Below are 16,830 nucleotides of genomic sequence, written 5' to 3'. Positions count from 1 at the left end.
ACGGGCCGGCGACGCGCGCACGAACGCGCGCAAACGGGCGCTGACAGCGCGCGGGTTGTCGGTGAGACGTCGATAATATCCGGATCGCGCGAGCCGTCTTGGTAAACTTGCGTCATTGCGCGCAAACGGGCCCGCCGCCCGCCTGCCGCCCCGATCCCCTTTTGCCCCTGGGCACCCCGTCATGAAACAGGACAGCCGTTTCCCGAATCTCTTCATCCTCGATCACCCGCTGATCCAGCACAAGCTGACCCACATGCGCGACAAGGACACGTCGACGCGCACGTTCCGCGAGCTACTGCGCGAGATCACGCTGCTGATGGGCTACGAGATCACCCGCAACCTGCCGATCACGACCAAGCGGGTCGAAACCCCGCTCGTCGAGATCGACGCGCCGGTGATCGCCGGCAAGAAACTCGCGATCGTGCCGGTGCTGCGCGCGGGCGTCGGGATGTCGGACGGCCTGCTCGACCTCGTTCCGTCGGCGCGCGTCGGCCATATCGGCGTGTATCGTGCGGACGACCACCGCCCGGTCGAATACCTCGTGCGCCTGCCGGACCTCGAGGACCGGATCTTCATCCTGTGCGACCCGATGGTCGCGACCGGCTACTCGGCCGTGCATGCGGTCGACGTGCTGAAGCGCCGCAACGTGCCGGCCGCGAACATCATGTTCGTCGCGCTCGTCGCCGCGCCGGAAGGCGTGCAGGTGTTCCAGGATGCGCATCCGGACGTGAAGCTGTACGTCGCGTCGCTCGACTCGCACCTGAACGAGCACGCGTACATCGTGCCGGGCCTCGGCGACGCGGGCGACCGCCTGTTCGGCACGAAGAACTGACGGGACGGCCGGCGAACCGGGGGACGGCCATCCGGGGACGGCCATCCGGGGCCGGCCACCCGGACGCCGGCGAACCGCGGGCGATCCGTCCGGCGGACGGACGCCGCGGTGTCCGTCCTGCGAATCCGCGGCCTTCGGCCGTGCGAGGCGGCGGACGCTCCCTGGCAGCCGCCTCCGGCCGTTCGGCCATGCGCGGAGGCCTCAAGCGAGCGCCCGCCGCGTGATAAAATCCCGATCCACTCGACACGCGGCCCCGCGGCTTCATGCCCGCCCAAGCGGCCGCCGATTCAACGACACATTGGCTTAAACGCCCGCGCACTGCGCCCGGGCGACGGAGAAACGTATGGCTGGTCACTCGAAATGGGCCAACATCAAGCATAAGAAGGCAGCGGCCGACGCGAAGCGCGGCAAGATCTGGACCCGCCTGATCAAGGAAATTCAGGTCGCGGCGCGCCTCGGCGGCGGCGACATCGGCTCGAACCCGCGCCTGCGTCTCGCAGTCGACAAGGCGGCCGACGCTAACATGCCGAAGGACAACGTCAAGCGCGCGATCGACCGCGGCGTCGGCGGCGCGGACGGCGCGAACTACGAGGAAATCCGCTACGAAGGCTACGGCATCGGCGGCGCGGCGATCATCGTCGACACGCTGACCGACAACCGTACCCGCACGGTCGCCGAAGTGCGCCACGCGTTCTCGAAGTTCGGCGGCAACATGGGCACCGACGGCTCGGTCGCGTTCATGTTCGATCACGTCGGCCAGTTCCTGTTCGCGCCGGGCACGTCGGAAGACGCGCTGATGGAAGCGGCGCTCGAGGCGGGCGCGAACGACGTCAGCACGAACGACGACGGCTCGATCGAAGTGCTGTGCGACTGGCAGGAATTCTCGAAGGTGAAGGACGCGCTCGAAGCCGGCGGCTTCAAGGCGGAACTCGCCGAAGTGACGATGAAGCCGCAGAACGAAGTCGAATTCACCGGCGATGACGCGGTGAAGATGCAAAAGCTCCTGGACGCGCTCGAGAACCTCGACGACGTGCAGGACGTGTACACGAACGCCATCGTCGTCGAGGAATGAGATGCCTGCCGCCGTGCAACGCTCGCGGCGGCGGCCCGACCGATATCGCGGCCGGCGCGCCTGAGCGTGCCGGCCGCCCTGTTTTCTAGTCTGCGGGGAATCCCATGAAACTACTCGTCGTCGGTTCCGGCGGCCGCGAACATGCGCTGGCGTGGAAGCTCGCGCAGTCGCCGCGCGTCCAGATGGTCTACGTCGCGCCCGGCAATGGCGGCACGGCGCAGGACGAGCGCCTGAAGAATGTCGACATCACGTCGCTCGACGCGCTCGCCGATTTCGCGGAAAGCGAAGGCGTCGCGTTCACGCTCGTCGGCCCGGAAGCGCCGCTTGCGGCCGGCATCGTCAACCTGTTCCGCGCGCGCGGGCTGAAGGTCTTCGGCCCGACCCGCGAAGCGGCGCAGCTCGAAAGCTCGAAGGATTTCGCAAAGGCGTTCATGAAGCGCCACGGCATCCCGACCGCCGACTACGAAACCTTCTCCGACGCGGTCGCCGCGCATGCGTACATCGACGCGAAGGGCGCGCCGATCGTCGTCAAGGCCGATGGCCTCGCCGCGGGCAAGGGTGTCGTCGTCGCGATGACGCTGGAAGAAGCGCACGCGGCCGTCGACATGATGCTGTCGGGCAACAAGCTCGGCGATGCCGGCGCGCGCGTCGTGATCGAGCAGTTCCTCGACGGCGAGGAAGCGAGCTTCATCGTGATGGTCGACGGCAAGCACGCGCTCGCGCTGGCTTCCAGCCAGGACCACAAGCGCCTGCTCGACGAGGACCGCGGCCCGAACACGGGCGGCATGGGCGCGTATTCGCCCGCGCCGATCGTCACGCCGCAGATGCATGCGCGCGTGATGCGCGAGATCATCATGCCGACCGTACGCGGGATGGAGAAGGACGGCATCCGCTTCACGGGCTTCCTGTACGCGGGCCTGATGATCGACAAGGAAGGCAATCCGCGCACGCTCGAATTCAACTGCCGGATGGGCGACCCCGAGACGCAGCCGATCATGGCGCGCCTGAAGAGCGATTTCTCGAAGGTCGTCGAGCAGGCGATCGCGGGCACGCTCGACACGGTCGAGCTCGACTGGGACCGCCGCACTGCGCTCGGCGTCGTGCTGGCCGCGCACGGCTATCCGGACGCGCCGCGCAAGGGCGACCGCATCAACGGCATCCCGGCCGAGACCGAGCAGGCCGTGACGTTCCACGCGGGCACGACGCTCAATGGCGACAAGCTGACGACGTCGGGCGGCCGCGTGCTGTGCGTGGTCGGCCTCGCCGATTCGGTGCGCGAGGCGCAGCAGCACGCTTACGAAACGATCAACCAGATCAATTTCGAAGGCATGCAGTACCGCCGCGACATCGGCTACCGCGCGCTGAATCGCAAGAGCGTGTGACGTTGGCAACCGGGCGCGCCGCCGAGCGGCGTGCCCTCTCCTCTGCCGGGGTTCGATAGAATGCCCGGCAGATGCATTTTTACGCACACCCTTTTCCGAAGGGGGCACCCAGTCCTGACATGACCGATTCGACCTACGACGTGGCGCGCGTGCGCGCGTACCTCCAAGGCCTGCAGACGCGCATCGCCGACGCGCTCGGCGCGCTCGACGGCACGCCGCTCGCGACCGACGCATGGCAGCGCGCGCCCGGCGAGCGGTTGCGCGGTGGCGGCTGCACGCGCATCCTCGAGGACGGACAGGTGTTCGAGCGCGCAGGCATCGGCTTTTCCGACGTCGCGGGCGACGCGTTGCCGCCGTCGGCGAGCGCAGCGCGCCCGCAGCTCGCGGGCCGCGGCTTCGAGGCGATCGGCGTGTCGCTCGTGCTGCACCCGCGCAATCCGTATTGCCCGACCGTGCACATGAACGTGCGGATGCTGATCGCGACGAAGCCCGGCGAGGAACCCGTGTTCTGGTTCGGCGGCGGCATGGATCTGACACCGATTTACGGTTTCGAGGACGACGCGCGGCACTTCCACCAGACCTGCAAGGATGCGCTCGATCCGTTCGGCGCGGACCTGTATCCGCGCTTCAAGAAGTGGTGCGACGAGTATTTCTTCCTCAAGCACCGCAATGAAGCGCGCGGCATCGGCGGGATCTTCTTCGACGATTTCGCCGAGCCCGGTTTCGAACGGGCGTTCGAGATGATGCAGCGCGTCGGCGACGCGTTCCTGGCCGCCTACCTCCCGATCGTCGAGCGCCGCCGCGACACGCCGTACGGCGAGCGCGAGCGCGCGTTCCAGGCTTACCGCCGCGGCCGCTACGTCGAGTTCAACCTCGTGTTCGACCGGGGCACGCTGTTCGGCCTGCAAAGCGGCGGCCGGACCGAGTCGATCCTGATGTCGATGCCGCCCGTCGCGAACTGGCGCTACAACTGGCAGCCCGAGCCGGGCACGCCTGAAGCGCGCCTGTACAGCGACTTCATCGTGCCGCGCGACTGGGTCTGAGCCCCGCGCGCGCCCATCGCAACGTACCGCACCGCAACACAAAGGACGCTTTTTCTGGACACCACCGCCCGACCCGCCCCGCTGCCACGCCGTATCGGCCTGCTGGGCGGCACGTTCGACCCGATCCACGACGGCCACCTCGCGCTCGCGCGCCGCTTCGCCGAGGTGCTCGGCCTGACCGAGCTCGTGCTGCTGCCCGCCGGGCAGCCGTACCAGAAGCGCGACGTGTCCGCGGCCGAGCACCGCCTCGCGATGACGCGCGCCGCCGCGAGCGCGTTCGCGCTGCCTGGCGCGACGGTCAGCGTCGCGACCGACGAGATCGAGCACGTGGGGCCGACCTATACGGTCGATACGCTCGCGCGCTGGCGCGAACGGGTCGGTCCGGATGCATCGCTGTCGCTGCTGATCGGCGCCGACCAGCTCGTGCGCCTCGATACGTGGCACGACTGGCGGCGGCTGTTCGACTACGCGCACATCTGCGTGTCGACGCGCCCCGGTTTCGAGCTTGCTGCGGCGCCGCAGGCGGTCGCGCAGGAAGTCGCCGCGCGGCAGGCCGGCGCGGACGTGCTGATGGCCACGCCGGCCGGGCGCCTGCTGATCGACACGACACTCGCGTTCGACATCGCCGCGACCGACATCCGCGCGCACCTGCGCGATTGCCTCGCTCGCCGTGCGCACATGCCCGACGCGGCGGCCGAGCACGTGCCGCCCGCCGTGTGGGCCTATATTCTTCAACATCGTCTCTACCAATCCTGAATCCATGGATATTCGCAAACTGCAGCGCGTGATCGTCGACGCTCTCGAAGACATCAAGGCGCAAGACATCAAAGTGTTCAACACGAGCCACCTGACCGAGCTGTTCGATCGCGTGATCGTCGCGTCCGGCACGTCGAACCGCCAGACCAAGGCGCTCGCGTCGAGCGTGCGCGAGAAGGTCAAGGAAGCCGGCGGCGACGTCGTCAGCTCCGAAGGCGAGGACACCGGCGAATGGGTGCTCGTCGACTGCGGCGACGCGGTCGTGCACATCCTGCAACCCGCGTTGCGCCAGTACTACAACCTCGAGGAAATCTGGGGCGACAAGCCGGTCCGCATGAAGCTCGGCGGCGGCAAGAGCCCGAACGGCGCGGCTGCGGCAAGCAACGACGACGACGAAGACGAGGAAGAAGTCGCCCGTCCGGCGCGGAAGACGCCCGCGCGCCGCCGCTGAGTCGTCACGAATCGTCCCGATGAAGCTCTTCATCCTCGCGGTCGGCCACAAGATGCCCGGCTGGATCGCGTCCGGCTTCGACGAATATGCGAAGCGGATGCCGCCCGAGCTGCGCATCGAGCTGCGCGAGATCAAGCCGGAACTGCGTTCCGGCGGCCGCAGCGCCGAAAGCGTGATGGCCGCCGAGCGGCAGAAGATCGAGGCCGCGCTGCCGAAGAACGCGCGGATCGTCGCGCTCGACGAGCGCGGCCGTGACTGGACCACGATGCAGCTTGCCCAGGCGCTGCCCGGCTGGCAGCAGGACGGCCGCGACGTTGCGTTCGTGATCGGCGGCGCCGATGGCCTCGATCCGGAGCTGAAGGCGCGCGCCGACCTGCTGCTGCGCATCTCGAGCATGACGCTGCCGCACGGGATGGTGCGCGTGCTGCTCGCCGAACAGCTTTACCGGGCGTGGAGCATCACGCAGAATCACCCCTATCACCGCGCGTGACGCGTCGTCCTCGCGACGCGCGCGTCGCGCGCCCCACGAGATAACGACACCATGCCGCCGTCCAGCACCGCCTCCGAGCTTTTCCCGACGCTTTACCTCGCTTCGCAAAGTCCGCGCCGCCAGGAGCTGCTGCAGCAGATCGGCGTGCGCTTCGAACTGCTGCTGCCCCGCCCCGACGAGGACGCCGAAGCGCTCGAAGCCGAGCTGCCCGGCGAAGCCGCCGACGACTACGTGCTGCGCGTGACCGTCGCGAAGGCCGAGGCCGCGCGTGCACGCCTCGTCGCGAGCGGCAAGCCGGCCGCGCCGCTGCTCGTCGCCGATACCACCGTGACGATCGACGGCGCGATCCTCGGCAAGCCGGCCGACCCCGCCGACGCGCTCGCGATGCTCAGCCGCCTCGCCGGGCGCGAGCACGAAGTGCTGACCGCGGTGGCGGTGGTCGATGCGCGCGGCGAACTGCTGCCGCCTTCGCTGTCGCGTTCGTCGGTGCGCTTCGCGGCCGCATCGCGCGACGCGTTCGCGCGCTACGTCGAGACCGGCGAGCCGTTCGGCAAGGCCGGCGCATACGCGATCCAGGGGCGCGCGGCCGAATTCGTCGAGCAAATCGCCGGCTCCCATTCGGGTATCATGGGTCTGCCCCTCTTTGAGACCGCGGCACTGCTGCGCGCCGCGTGCGTCGACTTCTGAATCCCAAAATGAACGAAGAAATCCTGATCAACCTCACGCCGCAGGAAACGCGGGTCGCACTCGTCCAGCAAGGCGCGGTGCAGGAGCTTCACGTCGAGCGCACGCTGTCGCGCGGGCGGGTCGGCAACATCTATCTCGGCAAGGTCGTGCGCGTGCTGCCCGGCATGCAGTCGGCGTTCATCGACATCGGCCTCGAGCGCGCGGCGTTCCTGCATGTCGCCGACATCTGGCAGCCGCGCCTCGCGGGCGAGCCGCAGTCGAGCGCGCCGCACCAGCCGATCGAGAAGACCGTGTTCGAAGGCCAGACGCTGATGGTCCAGGTGATCAAGGATCCGATCGGCACGAAGGGCGCGCGGCTGTCGACGCAGGTCAGCATCGCGGGCCGCACGCTCGTCTACCTGCCGCAGGAGCCGCACATCGGCATCTCGCAGAAGATCGAGAGCGAGGCCGAGCGCGAGGCCGTGCGCGCGCGCCTGACCGCGGTGATCCCGCCGGACGAGAAAGGCGGCTACATCGTGCGCACGATCGCGGAGGATGCGACGTCCGACGAACTGGCCGGCGACGTCACGTACCTGCGCAAGACCTGGGCGACGATCGTGGCGCAGGCGCAGCGGCTGCCGGCGACGAGCCTGCTGTACCAGGATCTCGACCTCGCGCAGCGCGTGCTGCGCGATTTCGCGAACGACGACACGACGCGCATCCAGGTCGATTCGCGCGAGACGTACCAGCGCCTCGCCGAATTCGCGGGCGAGTTCACGCCGGCCGTGAGCCCGAAGCTGCACCACTACACCGGCGAGCGGCCGCTGTTCGACCTGTACAACATCGAGACGGAAATCCAGCGCGCGCTGTCGCGGCGCGTCGACCTGAAGTCGGGCGGTTACCTGATGATCGACCAGACCGAGGCGATGACGACGATCGACGTGAACACGGGCGGCTACGTCGGCGCGCGCAACTTCGACGACACGATCTTCAAGACCAACCTCGAGGCCGCGCACACGATCGCGCGGCAATTGCGGCTGCGCAACCTCGGCGGGATCATCATCATCGACTTCATCGACATGGAGAACGCCGAGCATCGCGATGCGGTGCTCTCCGAGCTGAAGAAGGCGCTCGCGCGCGACCGCACGCGCGTGACCGTCAACGGCTTCTCGCAGCTCGGGCTCGTCGAGATGACGCGCAAGCGCACGCGCGAATCGCTCGCGCACGTGCTGTGCGAGCCGTGCCCGACCTGCCAGGGCAAGGGCCAGGTAAAGACACCGCGCACCGTGTGCTACGACATCCTGCGCGAGATCCTGCGCGAATCGCGGCAATTCAATCCGCGCGAGTTCCGCGTGATCGCCGCGCAGCAGGTGATCGACCTGTTCCTCGACGAGGAATCGCAACATCTCGCGATGCTGATCGACTTCATCGGCAAGCCCGTGTCGCTGCAGGTCGAGTCGAATCTCAGCCAGGAGCAATACGACATCGTGCTGATGTAACGCGCGGCCGTCCGGCCGCACCGGGCGCAGCATTTCCCCTTTCCACCCAGTCACACGCATCACACATCATGAGCAAGCACTACAACCGCCGCCAGCGCAAGAAACTCCACATCGGCGAATTCCAGGAACTGGCCTTCACCATCTCCGCGCAATTCCGCAACGAACCGACCGACCTCGAACGCGGCGAAATGGTCGACGCATTCATCGACTTCGTCGAGGCGAACGGCCTGTTGACCGTCGCCTCCGCGGAAGAAGGCATCCTCGCCTACGTGATCTCCGGCGCACCGCGCGGCACGACGACCGACGCGGATCGCGAGACGGTCCGCGCGTGGCTCGAAGCGCGCCCTGAACTCGCCCAGGTCGAACTCGGCGCATTCACCGACGCCTGGTATCCCGAGGCCTGATCGTCCTGTCGCATCGACGGCCGCGGCCCCGTGCCCGGCTGTCGATGCGGACCGCTGCCGCGCGCACGTGCGCCGCACCGGCGCCTGCCTGTCCTCTGCCCGTCCTCTGCCTCTCCTGCTGCACCCTCTCACCCCTTCCGCCACGATGCGCGACTGCGCTCGACACGCACGACACACACATCGAGCCCCCGCACGCCCGGACCCGCGACCGCGTTGACCTCGCATTCCCTGATCGGACAAGTGAATCGGATGCTTACTTCAATTTAACGATGATTAAAGGAAGTGTCGCAAACGTTCACCTACTCTGATCGCGAAGAATCCGACGAATCGCAACGCGATCGGCAAGCAATACGAAAGAATGTCAACCGTTCGTTTCAAACGCGATCCGGATTCCGATCCAGGCAAACAGCAAGGCACGACGACGACAGGACAACAGGGAGACAACCGATGACGCGCCGACCACCCCCGCCCTTCGGCGAGATGTTCGCCAGCGACGCATTGCCGACGGCGATGCCCGCCTGACTCCGTTCCATTGACCCGACACGAGGAAGACACGACCATGTTGAACACTCATTGCCAAGTACTCCGAACGACCCTGATCGCGGCCGGCGTCGCGACCCTGCTCTCGCTGTCCGCGTGCGGCGGCTCCGGCACGCTGAGCCAGGGCACGGGCGGCTCCGGTTCCGGTTCGGGCACCACGACCGCGACGACGGGCGGCACCGGCAGCGGCTCGGGCAGCAGCGGCAGCGGTTCCGGCAGCGCGAGCGGCAGCGGCACCATCGCCGGAAGCACGGGCACCACGGGCGGCACGTCGGGCAGCAGCGGCACATCGGCCAATGCGGTCGGCCAGACGGCGGCCGCGTCGAGCAACATCGTGACTGCCGCGGGCGGCGCCGTCTCCGGCGTCGGCACGACGATCGCCGGCCAGTCGGTGCCGGGCGCCAGCCCCGCAACGACGCAAGGGCTCGGTGCGGTCGTGCAGGACACGGGCGCCGCCGTGACGACGCTCGGCAACGGCATCGGCTCGGGGCTCGGCCAGCTCGGCGCGTCGTCGAACCCGGTCGGCACGACGGTCGGCAGCACGGGCGGCGTGGTCACGAATCTCGGCAATGCGGTCGCGGCGACAGGCGGCGTCGTGTCCAGCCTCGGCAGCAGCGGTTCGGCGCTGTCCCCGCTCGCGCCCGTCACGTCGCCCGTCGGCGGCGCGATCACGACGCTCGGCAACACGATCGCGGGCGGCGGCACGACGCTCGGCGCGCAGCTGTCGACGGCCCCCGTCGCGCAGGTCACGGGCGCCGCGAGCTCGGCGATCACGCCGATTACGTCGACGGTCGGCTCGGTCACGCAGACCGTTGCGTCGAGCACGCCGGTCGGCGCACCGCTCACGAATATCGTCACGACCGTCGGCAACGGCGTCGCGGGTGCCGGCACGACGATCGCGAAGACGGGCAACAACCCGGTGACGACCGGGGTCGGCAACGTCGTGACGGCCGCCGGCAACACGGTCGCGAACGCGGGCACCACGCTGCTCGGCGGCGGCAGCAGCCCGGGCGCGACGAATCCGCTCGCGCCGGTGACGGGGCTCGTGTCGACTGCGACCGGCGCGCTGGGCAGCGCAACGGGCGGTGCAACAAGCGGCGGCAGCCCGGCCGGTGCGCTCACGTCGGCCGTCGGCACGGTGACTGGCGCGGTCTCGGGTGCCGCCGGCGGCTCGCCGGTCGGCGGGCTGACAGGCGGCACCTCAGGTGGCGCGCTGACGAAGACCGGCACCGGGCTGCTCGCGCCCGTCACGACCGCGCTCGGCGGGCTGGTCAAGTAACGCCCCACGCGGCCCCTTCGCCGTCGATCGGCACGACGGAGGGGCCGCAAGCGTACCGGCCACGCCGGCGCCCGCCGGACCCTCCCGTCATCCCGGTTTCCTTCGCCGATTTACGGGGATCGCCCCGACTTCATCGGCCTTTCCCGCGAGACACGTTAAACTCTCCCCTCGCGTGGTGCGCCGCCCGCACCCGCCGTCCATCGCCAGCCACGTGCATTCGCGCACGTCCCGACCCTTGGAGTGAGTTTCAATGAGCGGCGGATATCCGCTTCCCGCGTCCCGCATGTCGTTCCCGTCCTCGACAGCCTTCCTCGCCCTCGCCGCCGCTGCGCTGCTGTCCGGCTGCGGGCTGCTGCCGACCCAGAACCCGCCCGCGCCGATCAGCGAGGCACTCGTCGAACCGGTCGAAGAGACCGCCGGCGAGCCGCTCACGATGCCGCCCATGCCCGCGCCGGTCGCGCCTGGTGCCGAGGCGCCGAAAAAGCCGCCCCGCGAACCCGTCCGGCCGAAGCCCGTCCAGCGTCCCGTCTCGCCGCCGCCCGCGCCGCCCGCGCCGGCGCCGCTCATCGCGACGCGCACGCTCGACCGCAACCAGCTGCACGCGCTGCTCGACAGCGAGGTGCAGCGGCGCGGCGGCAAGGTGATCGGCCGCGCGATCGACATGGTGACCGACGCAAGCGGCAAGCCGCGCGAAATGATCGTCAACCTGCAGGGCTTCATGGGCGTCGGCGACCGCAAGGTCAGCTTCCCGTGGAACGTGTTCCGCTTCACGCCCGGCAGCAAGCGCGAGCCGATCGTGCTCGACGTGCCGCCGGGTGCGCTGCCACCTGCCGCCCGCCCGAAGACGTTGCCGCGTTCGGGCCCGGGCACCGGGCCATCCGCGACGCGCCTGCCGATCCTCGACAGCGACGTCGAGCGGCCGAACGGCGCGAAGATCGGCCGCGTCGTCGACGTGCTGATCGACCGCGACGCGCAGCCGCAGGCGATCGTGCTCGATCTCGGCGGCCTCGTCGACCCGAACGGCCGCACGATCGCCGCGAACTGGGCCGCGCTGCGCTTCGTCACGCGCGACCAGGCGCTGCACCCGCTGCTCGACCTGAACGACGCGCAGATCAAGGCGTCGCCGCCCTACGCGGCCGACAAGCCGGTCGTCGCGGTATCGCCGCCCGCCGCCGCCACGCCGGCGTCTTCCGCGAGTGCCGCACGATGACGATCCAGCATTCCGTCAGCGTGCGCAGTCTGCGGGCCCTCGACTGGCTCAACTTCTTCGTCGCAAACGTTCAAACGGGTTTCGGTCCTTTCATCGCTTCGTACCTCGCATCGCACAAGTGGACGCAGGGCGAGATCGGCATGGTGCTGTCGATCGGCACGATCAGCGCAATGGTGAGCCAGGTGCCGGGCGGCGCGGCCGTCGACGCGCTGAAGAACAAGAAAGGCGCGGCCGCGTGGGCGATCGCGGCGATCATCCTGTCCGCGGTGCTGCTCGCGACGAGTCCGACGATCGTGCCGGTGATCGCGGCCGAGGTGTTCCACGGCTTCGCGAGCTGCATGCTCGTGCCGGCGATGGCCGCGATCTCGTTCGCGCTCGTCGGCCGCGCGGACCTCGGCGACCGGCTCGGCCGCAACGCGCGCTGGGCGTCGATCGGCAGCGCGGTCGCGGCGGGCCTGATGGGGCTCACCGGCGAATACTTCTCCGCGCGCGCGGTGTTCTGGCTGACCGCGGTGCTCGCGCTGCCCGCCCTCTTCGCGCTCGCGATGATCCAGCCGACCCATACGGTGATCCCGCACGGCGGGCCCCGGCATGGCGCGAGGGACAACGAACAGGACGACGCCGACGGCGAACGGCGCGAGACGTTGCTCGAACTGCTGCGCGACCGGCGCATGCTGATCTTCGCCGCGTGCGTCGTGCTGTTCCACCTGTCGAACGCGGCGATGCTCAACCTCGCGGCCGGCGAAGTGACGGCCGGGATGGGCGACAACGTGCAGCTCGTGATCGCCGCGTGCATCATCGTGCCGCAGGCGATCGTCGCGATGCTGTCGCCGTGGGTCGGCCGCTCCGCGCAGCGCTGGGGCCGCCGGCCGATCCTGCTGCTCGGCTTCTCGGCGCTGCCGGTGCGCGCGCTGCTGTTCGCCGGCGTGAGCAGCCCGTACCTGCTCGTGCCGGTGCAGATGCTCGACGGCATCAGCGCCGCCGTGTTCGGCGTGATGCTGCCGCTGATCGCCGCGGACGTCGCGGGCGGCAAAGGCCGCTACAACCTGTGCATCGGCCTGTTCGGCCTTGCGGCGGGGATCGGCGCAACCTTCAGCACGGCAGCGGCCGGCTATGTCGCCGATCACTTCGGCAATGCGGTCAGCTTCTTCGGGCTCGCCGCCGCAGGCGCGCTCGCGGTGCTGCTGGTGTGGCTCGGCATGCCGGAGACGCGCGTCGAGAATGGCGACGATGCGGCCGAGGCGCCCGCTGCCGAGGCGCCCGAGGAAGCACACTGACGCGGGCACGCCCCGCGATTCCCCCGATTCATGACGGCAACCCGATGAATACGCTCAGGACACTCAACGAAACCCGGCAGCAGATCCAGCAATCGATCTTCGACCTGTTCAAGGGACTGTCGCTGCGCGAGCGGCTCGCGCAAGGCGGCCTGATGGCACTGCAGGCCGTCTGCGGAGCATGCCTCGCGTACGGCATCGGCCGCGCGCTGCACACCGAGCAGGCCGTCTGGGCGGCGATCACCGCGATCGCGGTCACCCAGCACAACTATTCCGACACGATGTCGCTGTCGCGCGACCAGTTCGTCGGCGCGATGGTCGGCGGCGTGCTCGGCTTCGCGGGCGCGGCGGTCGGCGGCGGCCACGACATCCTCGCCTATGCGGTCGCGGTCGCGGTCGTGATCGTCAGCTGCTGGTGCCTGAACGTCGGCAGCGCGGCGCGGCTCGGCGGCGTCACCGCGACGATCGTGATGCTGTTTCCGGGCAGCGGCCCGCTGTGGGACATTCCGCTCGTGCGGCTCGGTGAAGTGACGCTCGGCACGGTATGCGCGCTCGGCGTGTGCTGGGGGATGTCGAGGATCGAGCGGCGCTGGTTCAGACGCGCGTAGCGCGGTGGCGCGGCGGTGCGATGTCCGCTGTTGGTCGGCGGGATGATGTCGACGCGTGCCGGGCGCGCAGCGCCCGGCGACACGATGATCGGGAACGTTACGGACCGACCCGGAATACGAGACCCGAGCCGATCTGCACGAGCAGGTAATCCCCGCCGATGCCGACCCACTGATAGCCGCGCGGCGGCGCGCTCAGGTGATAGCCGCGCCAGTCCTCGACCACATACTGGCGGTCACGGAACTCGGGCGGGAGCCGGTCACCCTTGTGCCAGTCGCGATGCGGCTCGTCAGCCCAGCGCGGCGGCACGTCCTCCTCCTGATGCATCGCGTGGCCGGGCGGCATCCGCTTCGGTCCATGGTCGTGGTGCATCGCGGGGCCGCCCTGGTCGTTATGGTCACCATGGTCCTGCGCCATCGCGAGCGGCGCGGCGAAACCCGCCGCGATCAGTGCAGCCAACATCATGCCGTGCATCTTCTTCATCGTGCCTTCCCTCCGTGTTGTCACGTCGAACGAAACGCCTGCGGCTTGCGCAGTGAAGACTAGCACACCGGCATGATGCAAACGCGCGCGGCGCCCGCACCGCGCGCTTGTCAGGCCGCCTGCTGCTGGTACTGGATCCGGTGCAGGTGAGCGTACAGGCCGCCGACGCGCAGCAGCTCGTCGTGGCTGCCCTCTTCGGCGATCTTGCCGGCCTCGAGCACGAGGATGCGGTCCGCGCGCTCGATCGTCGACAGCCGGTGCGCGATCACGAGCGTCGTGCGGCCTTCCATCAGCCGCTCGAGCGCCGCCTGCACGTGGCGCTCCGATTCGGAGTCGAGTGCCGACGTCGCTTCGTCGAGGATCAGGATCGGCGCGTCCTTGTAGATCGCGCGTGCGATCGCGAGGCGCTGCCGCTGGCCGCCGGACAGCCGCATCCCGTTGCCGCCGACGATCGTGTCGAGCCCGTCGGGCATCGCGGCGACCGCGTCCGCGAGGTTCGCGGCCTCGAGCGCGGCCTGCACGCGCGCGCGGTCCGGCGTCTGGCCGTATGCGACGTTCGCGGCGATCGTGTCGTTGAACAGCACGACGTCCTGGCTGACCATCGCCATCTGGCTGCGCAGCGCATGGATGTCGTAGTCGGCGACCGGCACGCCGTCGAGCAGGATCGCCCCGCCCGTCGGGTCGAAGAAGCGCGGCAGCAGGTTCACGAGCGTCGTCTTGCCGCTGCCGGACGGCCCGGCGAGCGCGACCATCTCGCCCGGCGCGACCTTGAACGAGATCCGGTCGAGCGTCGGCCGCTCGGATACGCCGTAATCGAACGACACGTTGCGGAACTCGATCTCGCCGCGCGCATGCGGCAGCGGCCGCCCGCCGCCTTGCGGCTCGGCCGGCTCGTCGATCAGGCCGAAGATCAGCTCGGCCGCCGTCATCCCGCGCTGCAGCGGCTGGTTCACGTCGATCAGGTGCTTGAGCGGCGAGATCACGAGCAGCATCGACGTGACGAACGCGACGAAGCCGCCGACCGTCGTCTGGTCGTTCGACGACTGCACGACCGCGATCGTGATCACGACCGCGAGCGCGATCGACGCGAGGAACTGCGTGAGCGGCTGCGCGAGGCCGCCGGACACCGTCATGCGCATCGCATAGCCGCGCAGGCGCTTGCTCATCGCCGTGAAGCGGTCCATCTCGTACGACTCGCCGTTGTGCACCTTGACGACCTTGTAGCCGCCGACCGTCTCCTCGACGATGTACGACAGCTCGTTGGTGAGCGTCTGGTGCTCGCGGTTCAGGCGCCGCAGCCGGCGGTTGATCTTGCTGACCAGCCAGCCGATGCCCGGCAGGATCACCGCGACGATCAGCGTGAGCCGCCAGTTCAGGTAGAACAGGTAGCCGAGCAGGAAGATCACCGTCAGCGAATCGCGCACGAGCGTGACCATCACGCCCGTCAGCACGGACAGGATCTGGTTGACCTCGAACACGATCGCGTTGATCACCGTGCTCGCGGTTTCGCGCTGGAAGAACGACGCGCCGGTGTGGATCATCCGCTGGAACATCTCGAGCCGCAGCTGCAGCAGGATCCGGTTCGAGACGTAGTTGAGCAGGTAGTTCGACGCGTACTGCGACACGGCGCGCACGAGCGCGAGGCCGATCACCGCGGCCGGCACGTACCACTTCGCGCGGTCGCTGCCGTGCGAGCCGAAGCCGTGGTCGAGCAGCGGCTTGAGCAGCGCGGGAATCCCGGCTTCGGTCGCCGCGACGACGCCCATCGTCATTACGGCGAGCACGACGACGCCGAGCAGCGGCTTGATGTACGGCCACAGGCGCTTGAGGACGGTCACCGGCGACGTGCCGGACGCGTCCATGGGTTTGCGAAGCGTGTTCTGAGTATCCAAGGCAATCCTTCTTGAGCCGCGGCGCGGCGCCCGGGGACGACATCGGCCCGGGAATCCGACCCCGCCGGGCGGGTGCCGAAAAGGCCCAACATTATAGCCGCACAGCCCATGCCGGCATGGCCGCCGCCGACGCCGGCGGGCAGCCGGCGCGCGGGTATACTGCCGCTCACCGCGTCCTCCATCCCTCTGACGATTTCATGGCAGAACCCACCCTCGGCGTCGCCCTCATCGCCCTCAATGCGTCCGCGCGGCTCGCGCAGTGTCTCGACGCGCTGGCGTTCGCCGACGACGTCGTCGTGATCGACGGCGGCAGCACCGACGACACCGTCGCGATCGCGCAGGCGCACGGCGCGCGCGTGATCGTCGAGCGCGACTGGCCGGGCTTCGGCCCGCAGAAGAACCGCGCGCTCGCCGCGCTTTCCACCGACTGGATCCTGTCGCTCGACACCGACGAGGTCGTCAGCCCGGAACTCGCGCAATCGATCCGCGCGGCGATCCGCCAGCCGGCCGCGCAGGTCTATGCGCTCGACCGGCTGTCGAGCTTCTGCGGCCAGTGGATCCGCCACAGCGGCTGGTATCCGGACTGGGTGCCGCGCCTGTTCCGGCGCGGCGCGGCACGCTTCTCCGACGACCTCGTGCACGAGCGCCTCGTATTCGACACCCCCGCGCAGCGCCTTGCCGGCAAGCTGATGCACTACTCGTACGAGGATTTCGAGACCGTCGTGCGCAAGCTCGACGCGTATTCGACCGCGGGCGCCCGGCAGCGCCGCGCGGCCGGCCAGCGCGGCGGCTTCGGCAAGGCCGTCGCCCGCGGCCTGTGGGCGTTCGTGCGGACCTACGTGCTGCGGCGCGGCTTTCTCGACGGGCGCGCGGGCTTCATGATCGCCGTGTTCAACGCCGAAACCGTCTACTACCGCTTCCTGAAGCTCGGCCACGAATCCGCGCGCTGAC

The 16,830-nt window shown here is 69.1% G+C and carries 17 protein-coding genes; 15 read left to right on the top strand and 2 right to left on the bottom strand.

Annotation, left to right across the window (positions count from 1 at the left end):
- The first annotated feature begins 181 nt into the window (after positions 1-181).
- From upp to ACV229_RS13725, 14 genes are all read left to right on the top strand, one after another.
- A complete protein-coding gene (upp, locus tag ACV229_RS13790) occupies positions 182-832 on the top strand; it encodes a uracil phosphoribosyltransferase (RefSeq protein ID WP_010091140.1) in 651 nt (216 codons plus the stop codon).
- A gap of 343 nt (positions 833-1,175) precedes the next feature.
- Positions 1,176-1,904 (top strand): YebC/PmpR family DNA-binding transcriptional regulator, encoded by a 729-nt coding sequence (locus ACV229_RS13785; RefSeq protein WP_448083674.1) that lies wholly within the window; start codon positions 1,176-1,178, stop codon positions 1,902-1,904.
- Positions 1,905-2,008: 104 nt separating this feature from the next.
- Entirely contained in the window at positions 2,009-3,286 is a 1,278-nt protein-coding gene (gene purD, locus ACV229_RS13780) for a phosphoribosylamine--glycine ligase (RefSeq protein ID WP_448083673.1), read from the top strand.
- Positions 3,287-3,405: 119 nt separating this feature from the next.
- A complete protein-coding gene (hemF, locus tag ACV229_RS13775) occupies positions 3,406-4,329 on the top strand; it encodes an oxygen-dependent coproporphyrinogen oxidase (RefSeq protein ID WP_448083672.1) in 924 nt (307 codons plus the stop codon).
- Positions 4,330-4,383: 54 nt separating this feature from the next.
- Positions 4,384-5,085: a nicotinate-nucleotide adenylyltransferase gene (locus ACV229_RS13770; RefSeq protein ID WP_448083745.1), complete on the top strand. Its 702-nt coding sequence runs from the start codon at positions 4,384-4,386 to the stop codon at positions 5,083-5,085.
- 4 nt (positions 5,086-5,089) lie between these two features.
- Positions 5,090-5,536 carry a ribosome silencing factor gene (gene rsfS, locus ACV229_RS13765; protein WP_448083671.1) on the top strand — a complete coding sequence of 149 codons (447 nt, stop codon included), beginning with the start codon at positions 5,090-5,092 and terminating at the stop codon, positions 5,534-5,536.
- Positions 5,537-5,555: 19 nt separating this feature from the next.
- Complete coding sequence (rlmH, locus tag ACV229_RS13760; protein ID WP_448083670.1) at positions 5,556-6,026, top strand: 23S rRNA (pseudouridine(1915)-N(3))-methyltransferase RlmH; 471 nt, start codon at positions 5,556-5,558, stop codon at positions 6,024-6,026.
- 51 nt (positions 6,027-6,077) lie between these two features.
- Positions 6,078-6,713 carry a Maf family protein gene (locus tag ACV229_RS13755; RefSeq protein WP_448083669.1) on the top strand — a complete coding sequence of 212 codons (636 nt, stop codon included), beginning with the start codon at positions 6,078-6,080 and terminating at the stop codon, positions 6,711-6,713.
- An 8-nt stretch (positions 6,714-6,721) separates the two neighbouring features.
- Positions 6,722-8,191: a ribonuclease G gene (gene rng, locus ACV229_RS13750; RefSeq protein WP_448083668.1), complete on the top strand. Its 1,470-nt coding sequence runs from the start codon at positions 6,722-6,724 to the stop codon at positions 8,189-8,191.
- 68 nt (positions 8,192-8,259) lie between these two features.
- Positions 8,260-8,595 (top strand): YggL 50S ribosome-binding family protein, encoded by a 336-nt coding sequence (locus ACV229_RS13745; protein WP_448083667.1) that lies wholly within the window; start codon positions 8,260-8,262, stop codon positions 8,593-8,595.
- Positions 8,596-9,154: 559 nt separating this feature from the next.
- Positions 9,155-10,414 carry a collagen-like triple helix repeat-containing protein gene (locus ACV229_RS13740; RefSeq protein ID WP_448083666.1) on the top strand — a complete coding sequence of 420 codons (1,260 nt, stop codon included), beginning with the start codon at positions 9,155-9,157 and terminating at the stop codon, positions 10,412-10,414.
- 250 nt (positions 10,415-10,664) lie between these two features.
- Entirely contained in the window at positions 10,665-11,624 is a 960-nt protein-coding gene (locus tag ACV229_RS13735; protein WP_448083665.1) for a PRC-barrel domain containing protein, read from the top strand.
- Positions 11,621-12,901 carry an MFS transporter gene (locus ACV229_RS13730; protein ID WP_448083664.1) on the top strand — a complete coding sequence of 427 codons (1,281 nt, stop codon included), beginning with the start codon at positions 11,621-11,623 and terminating at the stop codon, positions 12,899-12,901. Before ACV229_RS13735 ends, ACV229_RS13730 begins: the two co-directional genes overlap by 4 nt.
- Before the next feature lie 44 nt (positions 12,902-12,945).
- Complete coding sequence (locus tag ACV229_RS13725) at positions 12,946-13,506, top strand: FUSC family protein (RefSeq protein WP_448083663.1); 561 nt, start codon at positions 12,946-12,948, stop codon at positions 13,504-13,506.
- 97 nt (positions 13,507-13,603) lie between these two features.
- Here the strand turns inward: ACV229_RS13725 and ACV229_RS13720 are convergent, their stop codons facing one another.
- Entirely contained in the window at positions 13,604-13,987 is a 384-nt protein-coding gene (locus ACV229_RS13720; RefSeq protein WP_448083662.1) for an RcnB family protein, read from the bottom strand.
- Between the two features lie 110 nt (positions 13,988-14,097).
- The gene (gene msbA, locus ACV229_RS13715; RefSeq protein ID WP_448083744.1) at positions 14,098-15,849 is read right to left on the bottom strand and encodes a lipid A export permease/ATP-binding protein MsbA; all 1,752 of its coding nucleotides are present in this window, start codon (positions 15,847-15,849) and stop codon (positions 14,098-14,100) included.
- A gap of 227 nt (positions 15,850-16,076) precedes the next feature.
- Here msbA and ACV229_RS13710 point away from each other — a divergent pair, with 227 nt between their 5' ends.
- Positions 16,077-16,829, top strand: a complete 753-nt coding sequence (locus tag ACV229_RS13710; RefSeq protein ID WP_448083661.1) for a glycosyltransferase family 2 protein — start codon at positions 16,077-16,079, stop codon at positions 16,827-16,829.
- The last annotated feature ends 1 nt before the right edge of the window (position 16,830 follow it).

Source organism: Burkholderia sp. MR1-5-21 (assembly GCF_053427715.1).
The sequence above is the reverse complement of the archived record's forward strand: the minus strand, read 5'-3'. Positions and strand labels throughout refer to the sequence as shown.

Coding starts and splice junctions, on each gene's coding strand:
- ACV229_RS13735 (WP_448083665.1), top strand. CDS start 10,665: ATGAGCGGCGGATATCCGCTTCCCGCGTCCCGCATGTCGTTCCCGTCC.
- hemF (WP_448083672.1), top strand. CDS start 3,406: ATGACCGATTCGACCTACGACGTGGCGCGCGTGCGCGCGTACCTCCAA.
- upp (WP_010091140.1), top strand. CDS start 182: ATGAAACAGGACAGCCGTTTCCCGAATCTCTTCATCCTCGATCACCCG.
- msbA (WP_448083744.1), bottom strand. CDS start 15,849: ATGGACGCGTCCGGCACGTCGCCGGTGACCGTCCTCAAGCGCCTGTGG.
- ACV229_RS13710 (WP_448083661.1), top strand. CDS start 16,077: ATGGCAGAACCCACCCTCGGCGTCGCCCTCATCGCCCTCAATGCGTCC.
- rsfS (WP_448083671.1), top strand. CDS start 5,090: ATGGATATTCGCAAACTGCAGCGCGTGATCGTCGACGCTCTCGAAGAC.
- rng (WP_448083668.1), top strand. CDS start 6,722: ATGAACGAAGAAATCCTGATCAACCTCACGCCGCAGGAAACGCGGGTC.
- ACV229_RS13720 (WP_448083662.1), bottom strand. CDS start 13,987: ATGAAGAAGATGCACGGCATGATGTTGGCTGCACTGATCGCGGCGGGT.
- ACV229_RS13785 (WP_448083674.1), top strand. CDS start 1,176: ATGGCTGGTCACTCGAAATGGGCCAACATCAAGCATAAGAAGGCAGCG.
- ACV229_RS13725 (WP_448083663.1), top strand. CDS start 12,946: ATGAATACGCTCAGGACACTCAACGAAACCCGGCAGCAGATCCAGCAA.
- ACV229_RS13740 (WP_448083666.1), top strand. CDS start 9,155: ATGTTGAACACTCATTGCCAAGTACTCCGAACGACCCTGATCGCGGCC.
- rlmH (WP_448083670.1), top strand. CDS start 5,556: ATGAAGCTCTTCATCCTCGCGGTCGGCCACAAGATGCCCGGCTGGATC.
- ACV229_RS13745 (WP_448083667.1), top strand. CDS start 8,260: ATGAGCAAGCACTACAACCGCCGCCAGCGCAAGAAACTCCACATCGGC.
- purD (WP_448083673.1), top strand. CDS start 2,009: ATGAAACTACTCGTCGTCGGTTCCGGCGGCCGCGAACATGCGCTGGCG.
- ACV229_RS13730 (WP_448083664.1), top strand. CDS start 11,621: ATGACGATCCAGCATTCCGTCAGCGTGCGCAGTCTGCGGGCCCTCGAC.
- ACV229_RS13755 (WP_448083669.1), top strand. CDS start 6,078: ATGCCGCCGTCCAGCACCGCCTCCGAGCTTTTCCCGACGCTTTACCTC.